This window comes from Pseudoalteromonas ostreae, assembly GCF_018069805.1.
Taxonomy (GTDB): Bacteria; Pseudomonadota; Gammaproteobacteria; order Enterobacterales; family Alteromonadaceae; genus Pseudoalteromonas; species Pseudoalteromonas ostreae.
This window is the reverse complement of record NZ_JAGPYN010000006.1, coordinates 61,946-84,213: the sequence shown is the minus strand read 5'-3', so window position 1 is coordinate 84,213 and position 22,268 is coordinate 61,946. Positions and strand designations below refer to the sequence as shown.

General features: G+C 39.5%; 9 protein-coding genes. 1 reads left to right on the top strand and 8 read right to left on the bottom strand.

Features of this window, described 5'->3' with window-relative positions:
• Positions 1-123 precede the first annotated feature (123 nt).
• The 8 genes from J7338_RS06535 to J7338_RS06500 form a co-directional block, all read right to left on the bottom strand.
• On the bottom strand, positions 124-1,338 hold the full coding sequence (locus J7338_RS06535; RefSeq protein ID WP_210796287.1) for a hemolysin-type calcium-binding protein: 1,215 nt from the start codon (positions 1,336-1,338) through the stop codon (positions 124-126).
• 313 nt (positions 1,339-1,651) lie between these two features.
• Positions 1,652-5,764, bottom strand: a complete 4,113-nt coding sequence (locus J7338_RS06530; RefSeq protein ID WP_210796286.1) for a poly-gamma-glutamate synthase PgsB — start codon at positions 5,762-5,764, stop codon at positions 1,652-1,654.
• 1 nt (position 5,765) lies between these two features.
• A complete protein-coding gene (locus tag J7338_RS06525) occupies positions 5,766-10,001 on the bottom strand; it encodes a hypothetical protein (protein WP_210796285.1) in 4,236 nt (1,411 codons plus the stop codon).
• Positions 10,002-10,090: 89 nt separating this feature from the next.
• Positions 10,091-10,861 (bottom strand): hypothetical protein, encoded by a 771-nt coding sequence (locus J7338_RS06520; protein WP_210796284.1) that lies wholly within the window; start codon positions 10,859-10,861, stop codon positions 10,091-10,093.
• Positions 10,845-13,118, bottom strand: coding sequence for a hypothetical protein (locus J7338_RS06515; RefSeq protein ID WP_210796283.1), 2,274 nt, complete (start codon positions 13,116-13,118; stop codon positions 10,845-10,847). Before J7338_RS06515 ends, J7338_RS06520 begins: the two co-directional genes overlap by 17 nt.
• A complete protein-coding gene (locus J7338_RS06510; RefSeq protein WP_210796282.1) occupies positions 13,105-16,221 on the bottom strand; it encodes a poly-gamma-glutamate biosynthesis protein PgsC/CapC in 3,117 nt (1,038 codons plus the stop codon). The genes J7338_RS06515 and J7338_RS06510 overlap by 14 nt, the downstream gene beginning before the upstream one ends.
• Positions 16,221-18,206, bottom strand: a complete 1,986-nt coding sequence (locus J7338_RS06505; RefSeq protein ID WP_210796281.1) for a hypothetical protein — start codon at positions 18,204-18,206, stop codon at positions 16,221-16,223. The genes J7338_RS06510 and J7338_RS06505 overlap by 1 nt, the downstream gene beginning before the upstream one ends.
• A gap of 24 nt (positions 18,207-18,230) precedes the next feature.
• Positions 18,231-20,456, bottom strand: a complete 2,226-nt coding sequence (locus tag J7338_RS06500; RefSeq protein ID WP_215909024.1) for a CapA family protein — start codon at positions 20,454-20,456, stop codon at positions 18,231-18,233.
• A 251-nt stretch (positions 20,457-20,707) separates the two neighbouring features.
• On the opposite strand from J7338_RS06500, the gene tyrR reads away from it, so the two are divergent.
• The gene (gene tyrR / locus J7338_RS06495; protein ID WP_210796280.1) at positions 20,708-22,264 is read left to right on the top strand and encodes a transcriptional regulator TyrR; all 1,557 of its coding nucleotides are present in this window, start codon (positions 20,708-20,710) and stop codon (positions 22,262-22,264) included.
• Positions 22,265-22,268: the final 4 nt, after the last annotated feature.

Genomic DNA, 22,268 nt, shown 5'->3' with positions numbered 1-22,268 from the left:
AAGACTCTTTCATTATTTTGTCTGGCAGGTAAATAAGATGGTACACAGAATGTGTCCACCGGCAATAAAAGCCGAGTAATAAAATTACTCGGCTTTTAAATAAATATTTATTCACTATGTAGATTAGTTACAGTAGTTACTATCGACAAACGTTAAATCATTAACATGCGAAGGGCCATTCATAACGAATGCCGCCGCCGCAGTATTTTGATCTAACATGTAGATTTTAGCATTCTCACCTTTTACACGTCCTGATACATAAATAGTGCCATCTGCAGCAATCGCGATACCAGATGCTTGATTAATGCCGTGCTCACCAATTAAAGACAACTCCATTGAACCTTGGTCAATAGTATAAAGTGCTTTACCGGTGAGAACGTAAAGAACATTATTATCAGCTGAATAAGCAATATCACCATCAGCAAACGAATCACCTGGAAAAGCCAATTTACCAAGTACAGTTTTATCACCTGTCGTTAGGTCAAAATCGTACATGTATGTTTTGCTTGTGGTACGTAGTGTAGTGCCATCAGCGTTCATCGCAGAGCGGTAAATCGGGTACGAAGTTGCTGATGTAACTAATGCCTGCTTATTCGTAGCAAGATCAAGTGATAAAATTTGCGATGCTTTAGTCGAGCTATTTAATTGTTCCATGAAATATAGAGCACCATTATGTGATGCAATATTTGATGCCGTGTTACTTAAACCTGTTACTTTAGAGTATGTGTTTGTGTCAGTATTAAAAAAGTAAACAAACCCTTCTTCATTTGTACCAAAGTTATTAATGCCGTATAAACCTGATGCACATTGACTAGTTACTTGAACATCATCAATTAATGCACCATATGAATCAGATTTACCTGCGCCGATAAATTTAAGCTCTGTCGATGTAGAGCTCGCTTTTACAGTGTACGTAAACTTTTGCCAGCCTTTGGTGCTTGAATTTAACGTATCGAGTAACTCACCATCCCAATATACTTCTGCCTTATTCGTATCTGCATCGCCATTTACACGTGCTGAATAATAAAAGCTCACTTCATAGTTGTGATCAGCGTCAGTATCCAATGTTTGAAAAACACTATAATTAGCTGTTGAATCTAATTCTAAATACTGACTGCCTTGTTGAGCATTGATGAGGCCAAGTCGATTGGTTTGGATTTCAAACTTAGCATTGTTTGAGCGTTGCCAACCAGATACTTGATTTAATAACCCCCATGTTCCATAAATTGTTGCAGTATTTTCAAAAGAACTATTTGTTACTAGGTTCGTTGATGCTGCTACAAAGCCTGAAGCAATTAATAAAGGTAATGTTGCAAGCTTAAACAATGAGTTTTTCATAGTACTTCTCCTACAAAGTAATCTTCTTTGTTTTTGTTAACATTGTTGTTAACAAGTAATGGTACTATTTTGCTATGTTTTGCGTGTTCGGTCAAATGTTGAGCATGCTTGTTTTTGCAATAATTCACAGCTTTGTTTGCCTTTGTTAAATAATTCATTAGCAAACATTGACTTGCTGCATGTAATTCTTTAAAAAAAATTTTACTTATTTTATAACTAAAATTTCAGTTGAAAATTAAGTTAATACATTCGTTTATGTAGGCATGTCTTAATTAGTAATTAAGGCTTTGTTGGTTTTTGCGGTGTAATTAACTTAGTTGTTATCTTTATTTGAAAATGTTAACCAACCGGGCTTTTGATTGCGATTTAGCTTTCCTAAGACCGTAATAGCTTTTTCAAGAGTTATACGCTGGGTTGCAATATCTTTATAAACTTGGCTGGCAATTTTTTTGCGTTTAACGGCAGCCCCGGCATCTAAAAATGACTCAGCCACTTGTATGGCAAATCTTTTTAATGAGCCTTGTTGTTGGTTATCGGTTTTATTGTTTAGCTGTTGTTGATGTTTATTCAAACGTTCATGAATATGCACAAGCTCAGCTTGGCTGTATTCATTTTGCGCATGATACATTTTTTTTATCTCTAATAACGCATTGCTTAAATAAGCATGTTCAAGCTGACTGAATGTACTGATCAGTGATAGGCGCGTTAAGGTTTTTTTGAACTGTTCAGCTGAGCAATTGCCATCTAAAAGCATACTAATGCTATCGTAAATCTTTTGCCATTTTTGCCAGCCGTAAACATAGCCTAAGCCAGCTCCTTTAATGTTTTGCATACCAATGATTACTTGGTGGCAGTGAGGCCTCGCAAGTGTTGCTAACATCAGCGTTAATTGATCGGGGGTTACCTTGGAGTTAGTAATTAATATGCATTTACTTTTGACTAATTCCAGTAATATTGTTTGTAAATTATGTTGATTCTTTTTTAAATCACTCAACAAAGGCTGCATGTGTTGATAGCTTAAATAGTGATTAAAAACATCTTGCAAACTTATCTGCTGCTGTTCACTTAATGTTTGTGTCTGTTCATTGAGCCAATCAGTAAATTGCTGTGCATTATTTAAGACGGTAAATTCTTTTGCCTGATAGCTACTTTTAAGTGCCTTGTTTATTATTTCGGCAACTGTATCAGCTTTTTTTATACAGTGTAGCTGAGTGCATAACGATTCTAATTCCTGTAAATCGTTATTGCTAATTATTCGCTCAAAGCGCTCAGCAAAAGCGTGTAAGTAATAGCTGTAAAAGCCATCAACATTGGTACCAATGACAACCATTTTATCAAATGGTAAATCTTCAGCGAGAATATGGGCAAACACTTTTGAACGTGCTACACGGTCGTTTCGGTTGTTGATCAAGGCGACGGTTTGTTTGCTAGGATCTTTACTTAGACTAAATAAATCTAAGCGTCGCCAGTTCTCTATGGTCGCTAAGCGTTCATTGGCTGACATACTATTAACGAATGACATGCTGAACTGTGCAAAAGGTACGGGGCTAAAGTGTTGTAAAACACCAATGTCAGGTATTATACGCTGTGCTGTTTCTTTAAATGCAAAGTCTTTTTCTAAGCCAATATATGCGGCCATCTTACATACTAAAGCAATATTATCTGGGTGTTCATCATATGGGTAAAGCGCTCTAATATCAGGAGTTATCTGATAACCATCGCCCCAATGTGCTTGAATTAAGGTACTGTTTTTTTGTGTAGCGTCTTTATCTAAAATAGGGAACATGGTTTGTTCGCTAGTAAACAGCTGACTTTTAGGGCCGATAAAGTTCGTCATTTCTCTAGCCACATCAATACCTGTTGGTCCTAATATATCTTCATGATCAGGATAGGCATTGGTAATGGTTGAAAAGCTATCTTGCATCCACTGCCTGAGTATTTTCACGTAGCGAGGTGTTAAGCCCATGCATTCCCATAAAAAGACATCGGCTTTGACATTTTTAGCAAAATGTAAAACATCACTTTGCTCCCAAATACTGGCTTTATCAAATGGGCGGAATAAAGGCACTTCAAATTGTTCACCATTGGAGCGAGCATAAATAAGGGTAGCTTCACAGCCCGTTGTTTTCGTTATTACTTTTAACGCAAGACTGCTGAACAGCGCGGCTTTTAAGCGTTCAGTGCCAGATTTACCTCGGGTGCCCCAACCACCAATACAGACTGGAATTGCTTGACGGTCGGTTTTTATGCGTCGGCTTATGCGAATATGACGTCCCCAAAAATAGACCATAAAACCAACTACAAAAAAGATAAGCTGACCTATACTGTTTTGATAGATTGAGTAAAGATACTCTTTAAAATTCAGCCAAATATTTACCAGTAATGGAGAAACACTTAGCTTGTTATAAAGCTTACTAATATTTGGCTCTACATCAAACGTACAACCGAGTTGTTCCCCATAGGCTTTAAATTCAAAACTAAAACCGCGCTTATTGAGTGCTGTCAGGTAATTGTTTTGCTCTATTTCGTTACCTTTGCGTTGCGTATCTAAACTATCAATATTAATACTTAGCCAAATATAACTACTAATGCGCTGAAATAATGACTTTGGTGGGGTAACTAATAAAATACCATCTGGCGTATAGGTCTTTGCTGGCTGTTTCAGATTGTCTTGGCTCAGTACTGAGAGTAAGAAATCAGGTAACGGTAAATGTGGCCGCGCTGAGTATTCATCAGTATCAAATAACGGTTCGCCAGGAACATTAGTAGTGCTTATCTCTGCTACGGAGCAACTAGGCACATGCATAAAGGCAGATGGTTTTCGGGCTTTGCTATGATTAAAGCTTTGACGTTTGTCTGTGCTTGGGTTACGCCATTCATGTATAAAACGCCACAACCTAAACGCATAACGATAACCACTGCGGATCTGCCAGGTTAGCTTGTTTTTACTAACATTGTAGCCTTCGCTTTGCTGGGCTTTACGACTGAGTAAGCGACCAAGTAACTCTTCATCTAATGCTTTATCATGCTGGTATAGGGCGGTAGAGTTTGGTAATACTTGCTCTAACTCAGCCATTAAATTTTGATGTTCAAATGCAACTAATTGCTCTGTGGTACGGCTGATAAAACGGCGAATAGCCAGCACCGGCTCGCTCTGCAATCGTTCATTTAAACAATTGATATAAGTTTTGAAAACGCTATTTGGTTGGTTTGTCTCTAATTGTTGATTGAGCATCATACGCGCTGTGAGCTCTAACGTTAAGCGTTTAATGGCAAAGCTTTCATTACCACTTAATAGTTGCCACCAGAGTTTAAATGCAAAGTTGTCAGTATCTAAACGCGGACTACTTAGTTGTTTAACTAACGTAAAGCGCACAGCATCGACGGTTTCTGTTTTTAATCGTTCGGTTAATAAATTTTGTAAAAAGCTGACAGAAAAATTACCTGCTTGCTCTATAACACTTTGCCTGACTCGTGGATAACTGTGTTCGGCTAACTGCATTAGCAGGTGTTCACATAAGTGACTCAATGTGCTTTGGCTAGTTAAAATTTTTGGTAATGCGGCTAAAATAAATAGCCGTTGCTCAGCATTAAGTTGGCACTCATCAGTATGTAGGATCAACTGCTGGATAAATGCGCGAATGTAGGTTGGCCGTTGATGGATCAAAATTTCTAATATATCTAAACGGGCTAAATATGGTGTTTTCACTTCTTCTAATGCTAATACTAAGGTTTCAATTAAATTTGCACTTAGCTCTGGATCGCCATCATGGTTATGCATCAGTTGTACTTGATTCGCCAGGGCACGGTATAGCGCATTTCTTACATGTTCATTATCGGTCTTGGTTAATAATTGTAAAAAGAAGCTCTCTAAGTCCAGAGTTTGCCACGCTTTTTCTATATCGTTAGAAGATTTTTTTAAATAGCGATTACTTAAGTCGCCAAGCTTGCCAATTAAAAACTTAAGAGTTTGTTCAATATCAGCGACTATATCTTGGTAACGGTTGATCACTGCGCCTTCGTCAAACCAACGATTAAAGGCAAGTTTATCTTGGCGTAGTTGTTCAGACGTGGCGCCTAGTTGCTGAGCGTAATCTAAAATATGGAATTCACGTTCGGCGCTGATTTCTGCATGACTGAGTCTTTCAATAAAAAGCAGATAACTGGCATCCAACTTTTGTAAACTTTGCTGTTTATGCTCTACACGATGACGTAAAAAAGCAATTGCTTGGCGCAATAGCCAAATATCCTGAACTTCGCCATCGGGCATATTTTGCAGCAATTCCCACTGCGCAAGTTCATCAACAAGTTGACGGTATTTTTGGCGATAAAGGTCCAGCCAAAAATTAGCAATATCAGCAAACAATAGATGTTCTAAGCGATCTTTTAATTCGCTAGAGGGAGTAACTTTCTTGGTGCTTGCCATATTAATTCTGCTCTAAAAAGTGATTGAGTTGCAGTGACTCAAAAATAATTTCGTCGTGAGAGAAAACACCCAAACCGGTGCCAGCTATATTGCCAGTCGAAAACTCAAGGCTGATGTTATGGTCATTTCTAAACCAATCTTGATCCCAACGTACTTTGATCCACCCTTGTGAAAAGTTACCTAATGGCAGCTGTTTTCGCCAACCGACACTGGTGATGTATTGCCATGTGCTATTAGGGCGATGTTTATCAGCAAACTTATAGTAACTGGTTAATCCGGCTTGGAAGATTTGCCCTTGATAATATTGATGCCAAGATGCGCCAAAACGCAAAATATCTAGGCTTGTCCAATCGGCATTGGACGTGCTGCCAGCGAGAAAATTAAAGTAACTATCAACCCACGGTTGATAGCGATATTGGTATTCGCCTCGCCAACCATGAGGGTGATCTTCGCGATAAAAATTATAAATGTCTGAATTGAGTTTAGGATCAAATAAAAAATCTTCAATATTAGCACTGCTGTAGCTGTAGAACGGACTTATTTGCCATTGATGACGATGACTTTCATCAATGCGCCAGATCTGACCAACCTGCACATAGGTATTAAATGCATATTGGTTATCAGTGCCTGCTTGGCTTGGTTGCCATGTGGTTTGCAAGGCGCTGTCGACGTACCAAGGACTGTCATGATCTTGCCAAGAATGATAGCCATCAATCGAAAATAGTTCGCTATCTTGTTTGCTCAAAGAGTAAGTAAGATCAAGACGATACCAATTCTCATCGTCACTTAATCGAAACCTAGCACCTACATCCATGCTATGACGAATAGGGACGTTTTCGCTAGATTCAAAAATACCTCGGCGGTCATAATTAATAAATGCTTGCCAGCTTAAGTCGTCTGGATGAAACTGTGCGACCTCAGTTTGCAGGGCACGCTGAGCAACGGGCAGTTGGTAAATTACGGTGTTTGCTAAGCTGTTTTGCTCGGCTTCAAAATTAGAGATTTTATGATTGCTTTCACTCAATTGCCAAGTATATAAGCGAACGTGCTTGATGGTGTCGGTGCTGACTTCTATTTTACCTGCTGGGTGGAAAAAGCTGCGTTCAAGGCGTTGTTTAAATTCACCAGCAATACTGCTTGGGAGCATTTGCTCGAGCTTAACTAAGCGATCGGCTGGTAATTGTGCGATTAAATGCTGCTCTGGCAGAACTGTGTAAAATAACAAGTTATTGCTAAGCGGTAAGTCATACCAGCGACTATTACGATACTCTTGTGCGCTGATTGTCATCATTTGTGATAAATAAGGATTAAGCCATTGCAATGAGAGTACATTATTAGTTAGCTCAGTTTTATTAAAGCCAAATACAGCTGGTTTATCAGATTGTATAGACCAAACTTTTTCTGATGTGGCTAATTTTATTGCAACGTTCGCGACATTCCCTTGGGATAAGTCAGCCACTGCCGATAACTCTGCAACCGAAAAATGAAAGTTTAAACGAATTTGTTCTGAGCGGGTTTGGCTCAAGTCAATATGTAAATCATGATGTGGGCGTAAGGCTAATCCTTGCGTAAAACCGTCTTGGCTACTGGTACGCAGCAATTGGTCGCTATAGCTACTCTCATCTTGAGAATCCACTTCAATGAGTTGCGTGCCAGCAAAGTCAGTATAGTCTTGTAGAGGAACCCACTGGCCATAACTTTGTATACGTGAAAATAACTGCGTGAGTTGTGGAGGTAAGCTCAGGGCATTTACTTTCGCTAAAACTTGCGTGTACTCATTGATGGTTAGCGTTTTATCCGCCAACTTAAATAAGGTGTTATTCAATAACGTCTGCATGTTGATATCGGTGTCATATAGCAACGCCATAAATGGTGTTTGCCAAAAATAGCGGGTTGCCATATTTTGATAATGATACGTCGTCGTCAATGGCTGCGAGAGTATTTTATAGGAAATAAATGTTTGTTGATCACTGTATAAGCGAACTGACTCACCCGCTTGTAATGTGAACAACGCGTCGCTGGAGATCGATAGTGGTTGAGCATCACTTCGCAATAGGGTTTGCGAGTTAATATCAGAGAAAATTGGTAGTACAGTGTGTTGTACTGATTTTGATGATTGCGCTGTCTGTTGCGCAAACAACCAACTCATTTTATATTGACCATTTTGAACACTAGTACTGCGCGCTCTTAGGGCAATCATGAGCGGTTGACTTTGTGCTTTGAATGTTACTTTTTGACCTTTATTAACCACTAGTGCTTGTATTAATCCGGTTGGGCTGGCAAGTGTTTGTGTGCCTGGGTAATTAAGTTCGTAGTTGGGCTGTTGAATATCTGCTTTGCTGTAATTGCGCCAATTTAATTTTGCAAAGCTTGTTTGCAGTGCAGTTTGGTCAGGTAAGTCATGACTTAACCATAATGCGAGTAGGTTTTTTTGTTGTTTGATTGCAAGCGCAATCAAAATGTTCCTACATGGTGCTAATAAATCTAAAGCATCGGCACATAAACCTTGCAGTTTATAGTCTTGCTCTAATGCTTGATATTGTTGTATCAACTGATTGCCAGCATAGGATTTGATAGCCACTTCTTGGCTGCTTTTGTAGAGCCCTTCAAGGTAGCTTTTGGCTAAAGAAGTGCGCCCTAGCGCCGTCAACACAGTGAGACGCAATTGCCACGCTTTAATTACAATATCTGTATTGGGCACATTGACTAATTTTTTAATTATTTGCAGTGCCTGAAGTGGCTGCTCTGCCATTAAATACTCAGCTTCACCGAGTTGATGTTGCCAATGTAGAGTATCTGTGGAAGTTATTGCCGCAGTTTTTGTTATCTGTGGTTTATAAGGGATCAGTGCGGCAGTAAACTCATCACCGATTTGGCTAATTTGTTGAGCCAATAAGTTATGAATAAGCTTACTTTTTTCTTTTAGCGTACCTGCTTGTGCAAAGAGCAATTCATTATTTGGTAAATCTAGTAATTGATCACTTTGCAGTACGTATTCAATTGGTTGGCGCTGTTGCTGAAGATTCTGAATGCTTAATTGAGTTGTTGTTAAAGGCACGTTTAACTCAAAGGCGGCAAAACTTTCGCTTTTTAGCAAGGTTAAATGCCATTTCAAGTTACCACTGCGAACTAACAATTGGCTATCGACATTGCTGCGCGCATACAGTGTTATCGTCGTTCTCACTCGCTGTTTATTATTTAGAGAAAATTGATGCTGTTGCGGGCCTAATTGATGTATTTGCGCATAGTGCTCTGATAGTACCGGGTAGCCAGTGTTATCAACCATCCGCAGTCCACTAAAGCTATCAAACTGCTTAAATTGACTATTAAAGTACGCTTTATCTTGCGACTTCGGAACAAGAAAATCGCGAGATGAAATCGTGCTAAGTAAATCTTGATAACGACGTTGCGAAAGTAATTCACCGCTTTGATAAGGTGTATTGTTTAGCTGTGATAAGTCGTGTTGCGAGTAGATAGCACGCAGCGTGCTGTCTAAATTATTAACCCAATATGGTTGAAACAAACGTTCTTGTTGCTTATCCATTGCTTGATCATCAAAAATTGCTCTGTGATTTTGCTCAAGTTTAATATAAGCGTCTGTTTCACTACGTATAGTTAGGTATTCACCTTTATCTATTGCTAAGTAATCGGTATTGGCCAAACCAATGTGTTGGTCACTATACTCACTGGCGCGACTGGCAATAACACCGATCACACTGATCGGTTGCTCATTTACATAGGTATAGACTTTGCCGTTAATATCTTTATTTAGTAAATCTTTGCGCACAGTTAGTTTTAATTTTTTAGCGTGTTGAAAGTACAGTTTTACTTTTTCGCCCGCTTTAAAGTGATAATAATGCTCAATATTTTGACCATATTGTAAACGGGTTACCGCTCGTGGTAGCTTTACGGCGCGACGGAAACTATCACGGTGACGGTTTGTTTCACCGACCATTGCCGTTAAGGTTGCACCTTCATCAAGGTGATTGGTGATTTTTAAAATGCGGTTATATGATGCAATGGGTAACTGACACTTTGCTTGTTCACAGATAAAATCGCGACTCACATTGAGTCTCTGCTGGGCAAGGTGGCTGATCCCCGAGCTGTAAATAAACGAATTAAACGTTGTACTATCCAGCTCCAGCCATTGACCTTTTGCCAGCCAAAGATAACGACTTTGTTTAGCTTCAAAATACATCGCTTGCTGAGATTTATCTAAATGCACGTGAGGTGTCACATTTAGCCACATAGGCGAACTTAAAATATTGTCATTACTGGCTAAGCCGTGTGGGCTCAGAGTAAGCAATAGGCTGAAAATAATAGCAGTTATAGCGTAATGCATATTTTAAATTGACTCATCAAAGTAGGATGTTGAACAAGTTGCGCGCGTAATGTATCACTTAATTCAATATGGAAAAATTCGCCATTACTTGGCAGAATTTTATTTAAAATATTCTTTGTGCCGCCAAGCTCTGTAACTTCTAACGGATATACATAACTGACAAGTTGTAATTTGTCAGTTAAACACTGGCTTATTTGCTGTAATTTAGCTGTAGCTGGCTTGGCACCATGACTGATTATTACATCACTATTACGTGCTTTTTTAGTGTGTCGTTTTTTTGGGTCAAAGCCGTGAATCTGATAAATAACAAATTGATCGACGGTATTGGCGTAGCTTTGAATGAACGCATTGGTAACACTGTGGTGGTATTTACCTAGATCACTTTTTTGTCCATCAGCTGCAAGTGTATTGCGATGTATGGTATTGGCTAAGAAAACCTGACAATCAGTGAATAGAGCCATTGCAATAAAGTAGCTGTGCTTGTCAAAATAGCGGTGCGGGGCATAGGCAATGCACTGACTGCCACTCGATTGGTATTTTATTTCTCCTGCTATAACGTGTTCATCTTTCGCAGCTAAAGTTAACGATGATGTCAGTGCTTTTCCTTGTGCCAAGTTTTTTTGCGTGCTTAGCCATTGTGCGAGCTGGGCTTTTGTAACCGCATAGGTATCACTTAGTGGTGTTGAACTTGCGTAATTTGCGCAAGTTAATAACAGTAATATTATCGCAAGTAACGGCTTAGCGGGCATCATCATTCCACCACCTTATTTTCACTTCTTCGTTAGCGTATTCTTCTAAGACTGTGATCCAGACGGTTTTATTACTTGTTATAGTTAAACTGTTGAGTGCACGAACATCAGCATTGAGCTGTTGAGTAATTGTCGGGTAAGCAAATAGTTGACTGTCTTTTGGGTGGATCAAAAAGGCATCACTTAAGCGGCTCGGCTGAAGCCCATATCGCTTGTTTGCAATACTATAATCATGAGTTAAGCCACGTTGGTATTTAGCACGTTGAGCAATATCGAGGATAATGCTCTGCCCAGCATGATGGCTATACGCTTTTAATACCACACTGTATGGGCGTTGCGTTGGATATGCTAATTTTAGTGGCGTATTTGCAGTAAGTTTATACAGTCGTTGTTTGAGCCACGGGCGTTGCCCTTGCCAGTTTTGATAAATATGTTGGGCATTTTTTTCAATATTTGCCAGTTGTTCAAAGTCAGTGTTTGTTAAATTTACTTCTCTGGCTGTTTTGTTGCTTAGTTGATAAACCACACTGGCTGGATCTGTACTTGGCGCATTAGCCGTTGCTTGCAGCAGTTGCTTATTTTGCAATGGTGCAAAATTAAAAGGGCTGGGCTCAGTAACTGGGGTAAAATATTTTGTTGGGCTATTGACCAATGCGACATTAGAGATCGGTAATTGTTTAAACAGTTCTCTTGATTGATAGAAACTGTCTTTAATTAGGATCTCTGGTGGCTCTTGGAAAACTCGAATATTGACGTAACGATCTTGTTCAGTAAAGTCGTAATGGTTATCAGCTTGTTGCTCATACCAAGCGGCAATATCATGGAAGTTTGGATCTTCAATACAGTGTGTATGGCATACCGTACGTTGATAGTTAAACTGGCTATTACGTGATTTGACACGCACAAGAGTCGGTTGCTCAGTTGTAATTGCCAATGCCGCAGCACGTTCGTTTAGACGTAAATAAAAGCTATTTGCTTTAGGGATTTTTTCTCGTTGTGTGGAATCTAGAATAACTCGATCAAATTCAGATAATTCATCGTTATAAGAAATAGTAAAGGTATCAATAGGCTGATTATTTTGATCATAAACAATCACAGTCGCATGACCTCGACTAGATGATCTGAGATCGATGTTAATATCGCTACTTCCTTCAAACGTGAAGCGAGCAGTTAATAAGTTACTTATTTGATAGTAACCATCTTGTGCGGTCGTTAACGGTTGTAGTGAGCTAAAAGACCAATTACTTAACAGTGGCTCGGTGCTGCATATGGTTACTAAGCCAATATCTAATGGTTCGGTAATAAAGCTCAGTGGCTGCGCTGTATTTGCGTGATAAAGCACAGTATGTGGTGCAGTAAACTGACTTAAATCATACCAAGTTAAATTGATTTCAGCTGATTTGTCCAGACTGAAAATAAGCGAATCTGGCTGTTTTAGTTCAATGCTCGCACACAGTGCCGCATCGGTGTAATAGTCATTTAAATTAAGTTGTTGCTGCGAAAAGTCATAAGTAACAACATTGTAGGGCAGTGTTTCATATAAAATGTCGGCTTTAAAATCGATCCCAGGAATACCTTGTGGAGCAAGTTTTAGCCATGAATAGGTAACTGCATTGTTTATTTCAGTGGTTGATAGCGCATTACCCCCAATACTGTGATATGCGCTGCTTCGTTCTCTTCTCTCTAATGGTAACTTGAGCCACGCGCTGTATTGATCATCATTATCGTTATGTGTTTTTGCATGGACTCGCACTACCACCCCCATAACTTGGCTATCTTCGCTAATTAACTTTAATGATACGCTGGTAACGTTCTTTAATTGTTCTGGGCTAAGATAAAAAGATTGCCCAGATGAGACCAGTAAAGCGTGGCGATTTTCAATAATTTGCTTTATTTGTTGCTCATTGTCGGTTGGTGTTAGTTTTGACGCATGGTGATAGATATGACTACTAATTACTTGTTTTTTTTCATTTAAGAATGCGTATTCAATGGCATAGTTTATCGGTTTATCTAAATCCTGTGGTTCAGAAAATATCGCATTTGATAATACTCGGATCGAGTGTGTTCTAGTGCTAGAAAACGAAAAAATCAATGGTTTTTCAGTGCTTAGCCATTGAACGTTAGAGCGAGTTTCTTCACCTGAACGGCTAGTTATGGGTTCAGCTGACTGTATCCACAGATAAAAATTAAACAGCGTAACACTGAGTCCAGCAAGTAATAGGATCAATATGAGTATTTTTAAGAGTCGTTTAATAAATAGCATACGATCCCTCAATCATCATTGTGTTAAAACGGTTTTGGTCAGTGAGACGGTTTGTTATCGGATTAAAAATTGCCAACAGCTTACCTTTTTGTCTGATCGCGAGGGCATACTCTTGGCGGCCTTCAAACTCAATTGTTTGTAATTCACAGTTAGCGAATGGCTTACATAGTTGTGCCAGTGCCGTTAAGCGTTGCGTGCTGGCATAATGTTCAATCGTTTTTAAAAAATGAGTTTGCTGTTGTGGACTTACAGCTTGCCAATTGGCAGGCGATAATGTGGTTATATTCATTATTTTAATTGTTGGTTGCGCTGAAATCGCGAGCAAGCGTTGTAAAAGACTTTGCTGGTTAACAGAAAATTGCTGTTTAAAATCTGATGCAAGCCATAGGGTTGCAAGTTCGCTGTGGGGAGCAAATATTTGATAGCCAGATTGCGGCGACGTACCAAGCTCTAAACCTCTTGTCGCGGTTTGGCCTTGCACAACGTGGTGATTAACGGCCAAATCTTGCAAACTGTGATTAAGTGTTTGTAAAAGATGCTGGTGGGCGTTATTTGATTGCGTATATTCAAAAGCCAGGGCGGTGGGTCTGAGCCATGATGGTGCACTGTGACTACGAATTTGTAAGTTTAAAATGGCATTATTTTGTGCAAACCGTAAATAGCTTTGATGAACCACATTAAATAATGAATCAACGTTATTGGGTAATAATACATTCGCTTGTGGATGCGCATACGGATGGGCTCCGGCGATCAGTAAATGCTCTGCTTGGCTATTGACAAATAGTTCAGTGGCAAACTTTAAAGTATTACTTTCAAATAATGGTCGCGGTACTTCAATATTAAGTTGGGTACTCGATGTCAGATTGATGACATAGAAACCTTGACCATAGGCTTTTGCTGCCCCATCTACGTAAGGGGCGATAAGTAAAAAGCGGCCTTGTTTGTTATTGAGTAATGTTAGCTGATAACCCATTAGCCTGGCTGTGGCATTAATTTGGTTTAGTTGATTAATGATATTTTCATCTACATCTTGATCTGTCAGCTTGGTTTTTAAACGATATAGAGGGTGTAATATTTCAAATTCCCACAAGGCGGCTTGATTTGCCGTTAATGGTTTATAAGCCCCACTGCCTTTAGCGGTAATGTTGTCAGCAAATAGAGCTACCACTTCATTCAGGCTCTGCGTTGCATAGCTAATTGCGTCGTCCTCGTTATTACTTTCATCACGAGACATGTTAGCTAATAACGTAGTGTAGTTCTCACTATTTAAAAACACTTCAAACAGCTGGCCATTAAAATTTGCTGCTGGTAAAGAGCTATTGGTTGCTTGACCAAAAAAAGTCTCTTGATGTCCTAACAGCTGTTGGATCAAACGTTGGCTGAGTGAGCTTGGTAACTGATTGTAAATCCAATACTGACTTGTTGCGCCGACAGGGGTTTTGATTAACAAACGATTTGTGCGATTGTTAACTTCCCGTACTTGAAATAGTTGCTCAAGCCCCAGAGCTTCAATAAAAGCTAAATAATAAGGACTTTGTTTATTATTATGAGTTAATTCTGTCGTTGGTGTAGCACTTGTACCAAATACTAAGGCGCGACTGTCAAAGTGTGAAAATATAAGCCCCGCAGAGTCGCTCGCTAAACTTTCTGAAGTGGGAAATGGTACCGTGACTATGAAATCTGTGCTTGGTTTTCGGGAAATAACAAATAACCCGCGTTGCGAGGTTTTTCTAGCATCACGAATGTAAATATACCTATCATCAAATTGCAATTGAAAATCAAGTTTAGCTAAGCGCTGTTTATTCAGCAGTAAGTTTTCTATTGAATTAGGGGCTTTATTAATTTCATAAATCGCTTGTTTAAAGTTATTTTTGTCCTGACTAGCTTGATAACTGCTGATGTCTAGTTGTCCTTTATTGCTCGTATAAAGGTAGCTTTTATATTCACTGATCTGTTGACCAAGAGCGCTGACTTTGTTTGTGCTTTGCAATTCTTTAATGTCAGTTGTAACAAATAAAGAAGGGATAAACATGATAATAAAGCCGATCACAATGGCTAACGCACCGCCTAGGATTGAAGTTTGAAAGGTGGCTCGGATCACTAAGCCTAGTGCGCTTTTTTGATATATTTTTAATGCTAAAAGCGTCGACAGCATATAACCAAAAGCAAAGGTATCAGTAACTTTTATTTCAGGGTAGTAGTGCACCACAAAATAATTTAAAAATAACTTATAGATAAAACCGATATTGAAGAAAAATAGCAATAATCTTGCACCTTCAATATTGGCATTACGTAACCGCGTAAAGTTTAATAGCGAAGCACCAATGATCAGTATAATGGCAGTTTCTGCAAAGGATGTGAGCAATTTAGTTGGCTGCATAAGCTGCAGCGCCAATAATGCGGGCAGCATAATACCATTAAATTCCCAGCCATATTTAATATTGGCACGCGACGCAATAAACGCAGTGATCACCAAAATAATATAGGCTTTTGGCGCCGCTATAATCGATGCGGCAACCGCTTCATACATAATTGCTAAATTGGCGATGCTAAAGTTAGTCATTGGCATGAGTGCAAAACGAACTAATAAGAAAGTAATTAGTAGCTGAACAATGGTGACTTTCATGCCGTACTTAAAGCCACCATTCCACATCACGTTGGCAGTGAGGGCGATAATAACTAACCCCAGGGAATAAAGCTGTGATGAATAATCAAAGGTTATATCCCAACCGCTGAGCACGTTAGCAATCAATGGCCAAAATAACGTATCCATGACAACACGTACAAGAATACTTATGAGTATGATGGCAAAAAAGCGGTCACGACCAAACATCTCGGCGTAGCCAAACTTGTGCATTATGTATTTGGCGCTAAAGAGCATTAGGCCATATACGACCACCGCTTCAATTAAGATAACAACGGCTGAGGTTGGGCTAACGATAAGTAATGGCACTAAATAACCAGGCACAACAAGCCCAGTAAGCGGAAAACCAAATCGTAAATTTAACAAACAAACAACAGTAATGCCTATCCATACAGTGGTGATAACCGATTGCCCTAAGCCACCACCCGATGGGAATAACTGCAAGATAAAGTCGCCCACTAGTTAGAAGGCTCCATCAAGTTGTGTGCATAAAACTGCTGTTGCTTAGATAATGAATCACACAGTTGTTTGCTGTTGGGCATTTGCTCAATAAAAAACGCAATATCAATAAACTCAAATAAAATACCTGAAACCTGAAATGGCTCGCCAGATGCGTTTTGTAGATGACTTGTATCTATTGCTCGAACATTGAGTATGTAGGTATTTTCATCAAGCTTAGCTTGAAGATAAATATCGCCTTTTTGCAAGGTCATAAAGCGTAATTTACCTTTCGCAGTTTCAGTATCTAAATCAGTAACTAAGCAGAGCAAATCTAATGCAGTCAAATCAAAAATAGAGAACCGATGTTGTGCAGCTAGTTTTTCTAATGATTTGTTTATTTGCACTACTTGGCCAAATAAATTAAATAATATGGTCGCAGAGCGAATATTATTAAAAACATGCTCTAAGGTCGTTAGCTTTTGTTCCATTTCCGCTATCGACGTTTTCACTTGCTGACTGAGCGGCTCTTGTAATTTCAATGTGAGTAGTTGAGATAGGGCGCTATCATTAGCATTATTTTGAGCTTCAATAATACGATAATGGAACAGTAGTTCACCCACTTGTCCGGCAAAAGTATTCACATTGCGCTCAAATGCTTGTTGGTTAAATTGTGCATCAGGCATTACTGTCATTGCCCAAAAGCCACGCACATCACCAGCATAGATCAATGGCACGATATATTGCAGCTCACCGTCGCTTAGCTCATTAAAAAACGGGCTTAAAATAGGTACTACAGCAAATTCTTTTAAAGCATCTGAATATGGCGCGCGCTTATAATCGCGACGCATTTCTTTAATATCGCTAAGGTGACAATTGACGGCTCTTATTTCAGTTAGTCGGTGATCGCCTTCTTTGCGCGCTAAAAATATCGATTTATTCAAAGCAAGCTGTTGAGTTACCAAGCGAATAATGGCATCCCAAGGCGAGCTTTGAGAAATAAATGACTTTGGTAAATAGCGCCCAGCCATTTTTTGTTGAATATTCCCGACTAGGTTCGTGAGCTCTCTGTCTTCGTTGAGTTTTCTAACCAGTATTACCCACGCTAGCGTGATAAAGGTAAAAATGGTCATCTGGCCAACGGGTAAAAATAAATGTTGAAACACTAAAGCAAAATATCCTAGGCCAAACCAACAGACACTTGTTAGTACTGCAATGGCTATACTATAACTAATTGATAATTTTTGAAAAGCGAACAGTAGTAGTAAAGAAATACTCAGCAGCAGCAGGGTGCTTTGCCATAGCGTCAGTAGCGATATACTACTTTGCTTATCAAGTGTATCGGCAATATAAGCCGTAAGTAATAAATAGTTTGATGTTTGTGTTAATTTAGGCGCATTAAGTCTTACCCCCAAGCCTGCATTGTGTTGACCGAGAATAATGATTTTGTTTTGTAACTGGCTGGCCATAATATCCATTGTTATCAGCCGCTCAGCTGAAAACTTTGGTAGTGCAGAGGGGGCTAAAGCAAAGTTAAGCAATACACTTTTACTACTATCAAGGTCGCTAAACAGTGCTGGCCAAATTGCCTGGCATGGGCTGTCAGTCACAGCGGCTAATTCAACATTGTAGCCTGACCAATCATTTATATGTGGTAGGCAGTAGTCATTTTTAGGATGTGGGTAAAAAACAGAGTTTTGTGGCATGCCCGTTAAGGTTTTATTTACTGTTAGTTGTTCATTAGCAAAAACTAATATTGCTTTTGGCTGGTAGCTTAATAATTGGTGTACTAGTTCATTATGTTCGCGACTTAAATGCTCACTTTCAATGATCACAACATTACTTTGCTGGCTTTGGGTAAGATTTGCTAAACGGCTATAGAAAAAGGCATTTGATGAATTAAACAGTGATAATGAATTTGAGATCACCACCATGATGAATAGGCAAATAGTAAGCCAAAAATCACGTTGGCGTTTAAGTAAAAAAAATTGTTGTTTAAAAGCCACGATTAGCTCCAAATAGAATAGAGATTAATTAAAGGTGCTATACGTTAGTTTAAACGTAACAGAAGACTTTGCATTTAAACGTAAAAAGTCAAATCCATGGATTTTATCCGTGCGCCACATCGCATCAGTAAAGTTTACTTTTTGTTGCCATGAAATCATTGCCATATCATCTAAGGCTAAGTTTGCTTCGTTACTATTGGGCGAAAAATGACGCAAGGTAACTTTAATTCCGCGCGGTGGTAACTGGTCAGGGCCAAGTGTTAGTTCATCTGAAGGCAGTGAAAAGTCATAGCTTAATGCTTGCCAGTCATGGCTGCCAGCAGGTTCAATATCGACTAATTGAGTAGAAAATTCAAGGCCATCCTCGGCGGTGGTGTAAACTATTTTAGCGTCTAGCTTTCCGGCGTTTTCAGCTTTACTGTAACCAAATAAGCTAAACTCCTTAAAGACATCAATTGAGCCATCATCATTAGGTAATTCCATCGCACGGATGGTTTGTCGAAATGGCAGCAGTGACGGTGTATTGTCAAACTGGGTACGAGCAGAGCATAAGCCTTGCGCACCTGAACGAGCACCACTTAAACAAGGCGTTACGCTGTCGCCGGTGTGATCCCAACGAGCAACTTCTAATTGTTCATCATCGTTATCCCAATCTTCAAAATCACCGAAAATCATTAAATCACGGCCTAAAGTGATATCACTTGGCGATCCGTTAATAATTTCAAGTTTAGATAAAAATGCTTTTGTTGATGGAGCAAAGTTGCGTAAATCTAGAATGCTTTGATTTGGGGTAACTGTAACTGTTTCCGTGTGCTGAGAAACAGTCGCTTGATCTGGACTGAAAAATACATCGGCATAGCCATTTCGTGGGATCAAGGTAATGTTATTATCAGAAAACTCAGCCAGACGTCGTAATAAATAATCACTCAAAAAACCATTGGTAAATTTAGGCTGATATCCTTCAACATAAATAGGGTAAGCAAAAGCCCGCTTCGTCATAGGAGATGCATCTTTGTCTACATTTACTAACACCGCAACGCCAAGCAGCGTTTCTAAGCGGTCTTGGTCAAACACAAAATTGCCTAAGCCTAAAATGGCAGGTACATCATTAAAAACTGCAAAGCCTTGGGCAATATGCGGATGATGGGCAACTAATAAATTGGTTTGTTGTTTGGATAAAGAATTAAACCTGCCTTTAATGTAACCGCTGGGTTGATAAGTGTATTCATCACCACCATGCATTTGGGCAATGACATAATCACTATTTTGCACTGCATCATTAAGATAGTTGGAGACTAATTCTGTTTCTGTTAAATCTGCGGCACCGCCTTTTGTGGCACCGGTAACATAGGTAATTGCATGTTCTTTACCTGTAATGGAGGTCGCTGAAAAAAGCCCTAACGTGAGTGTTCCCACATTCATGAACTTTGCTTGGTAAGCACTGGCGATGTTTTTCCCTGCGCCACTGTGAGCAAGGCCTGCGATATCAACTTCAAGCAAAGTATCATTGAGGCCATCTTCTAAAAAATCATACACATGATTATTTCCTAGTGCGACGTAATCAATACCAATGGCTTTGATCCCATCCAGCGTTTCAGGTAATGAAAAAAAGCTAAATTCTTTTGTTGGATGTGCTGCTTCAGGACTATTTGTTATCGGAGTCTCTAAGTTTACTGATGAAAAATTAGCCGCTTGGAAAAATGGCGCGACAAACTGTGTTAATGCTTGAGCATTTTCACTGGCTGTTGCTGGACGAATAAGTGCCCCTGCGACATCAGGGATCGCAGCCGTCATAGTCGCTAAAGAGGGATCTAAAAAACGTCGTGCAAACATAGTATCACCAGCAAACAGCAGGCTAATCGAATTACTACTTTTAGCTGTTAAGATAAGCTGTTGTTGAGCGTTATTAGCAGTAATTTTGATTGTAGCGACAGCAGGGAAGTAATTTTCATCAGCGATCATTAACCGATGGTTACCTGTTGTAATACCTGAGTAATTAATTTGTCCACTGGCATTTGTTTGATACTGCTGTCCTGCAAACGCAACCGTGATGCCAGCCACATTATTGGCTTGCTCATCGGTTATTGTGATAACACCATTAAATGTTTGTTTTAAATAATCATCACGCAGTTGTGTTTCGCTCTTTTGCGCCTGAGTTTCCCCTGTATCATAAGGGTCTTCAACCTTACAGGCAGTGATAATTAGAGCTAGGCAGATAATAAAAAAGAGTTTACATTTTTTGATTTTCAAATAGGCCTCGTTATCACTGTAGTTACATTTTTTAATACATTTTCATTATATGTTTTTTTTGCGGGAATGATATTAGCCAAATATTTGAATTATTCTATTATCATTCATACTAAATTATAGTCAGTTGCGACAAAAAGTCTTTTTCATAACGGATAATTTCACTTGTCCAAAAATCTTTACAATAGACTATCCTCCATTGTGGAGTTCGCGTATTATTCTTGGCATATAGATTTTCTCTTTTTGAGGGTGAAATGCGTTTAGATATCCATTGTGCAGACCGTATCGGTATTGCTCAAGAAATACTCAATATTTTAGTCAACTACCGCGTTGATTTAAAAGGTATTGAAGTTGATTCAATTAACTGTCGTATGTATGTGAGTTTTCCACCGATTGAATTTGAGCAGTTTCAAAAAATTATGCCTTCAATTCGATTAATTGATGGTGTGCAGGATGTACGTACCACCGCTTTTTTACCTTCTGAGCGCGAGCATAATGAGCTCAACACATTGTTGCGTGCGCTACCTGATGGGGTTATCTCAATTGATGCCAAAGGTTGGGTAAGGCTCTGCAACGATGCTGCATGTAAAGACTTACAGTTGACTGAAAAAGAAGTTATTGGCTCAAATATTAATAATTTATTGAAAGGCTTTAACTTTACCCGTTGGTTAGAAGGCAAAGAAGTACTGGGCCAAACAACTCGGGTTGAGGTGGCAGGAGAGGATTTTATTGCGGATATTTTGCCAATTGCTGTACCACAAGGCAATGAAGGCGATGTATTCGCAGGGGCGGTGATCAACATTAAATCACAAAGCCGCTTAGGTCAGCAGGTAAGTGCGTTTCGACGTTACGGACAAGAGAGTTTTGCGACAATTCATAATTTTAGCACCGCGATGCGTCGTGTGGTTCGTGAAGCGCGTAAAATGGCGCAACTTGAAGCTCCGATACTTATTACAGGTGAAACCGGCACAGGTAAAGAGTTATTGGCTCGTGCTTGCCACTATGCATCTAACCGTTCTGTGAAACCTTTTATCGCTTTATCGTGCGCTTCATTGCCTGATGATGTTGCTGAGTCTGAATTATTTGGTTATGCCGGTTATGAAGAAAATGCAGCGCCAAAACGCGGCGTATTAGAGCAAGCGGATGGTGGCACGGTATTTTTAGATGAAGTGGGTGAAATGTCTACCCAACTTCAAACCAAGTTACTGCGCTTTTTACAAGATGGCACATTTCGAAAAGTTGGCGATGAGAACGAAGTAAAAGTAAATGTACGTATTATCGCCGCCACGCAAAAAGATTTACCCGCGATGGTACAAGAGGGTACGTTTAGAGAAGATTTATACTATAGGATCAATGTACTGACTTTAGAGATTGCTCCACTACGTGATCGTAAAGCGGATGTTGGGCCACTTGCAGAGCATTTCATTCAAAAATATGCGCAGCAAAATGGTCATGCGACGCCAGAGTTATCTGCAGAATGTTTGTCGTTTTTACAAGATTACCCTTGGCCGGGCAATGTCCGCCAATTAGAAAATGCGATATACCGCGCTGTGTCGTTATTAGATGATAACGAGCTGCGTGTTGAGCATTTGCAATTACCTGCATTTACCCATGATTTAGGGTATTTGGAGTCTGATTTTGAGGGCTCGCTCGATCAAGCTGTAAAGCGTTTTGAGGCTACATTATTACGTAAGTTGTACCCTGCTTACCCAAGTTCGAGACAATTGGCTAAGCGTTTAGGGTTAAGTCATACCGCAGTTGCAAATAAGCTACGTGACTACGGCATTAATCGTAAAACGGTAAAAGTGTAAACTG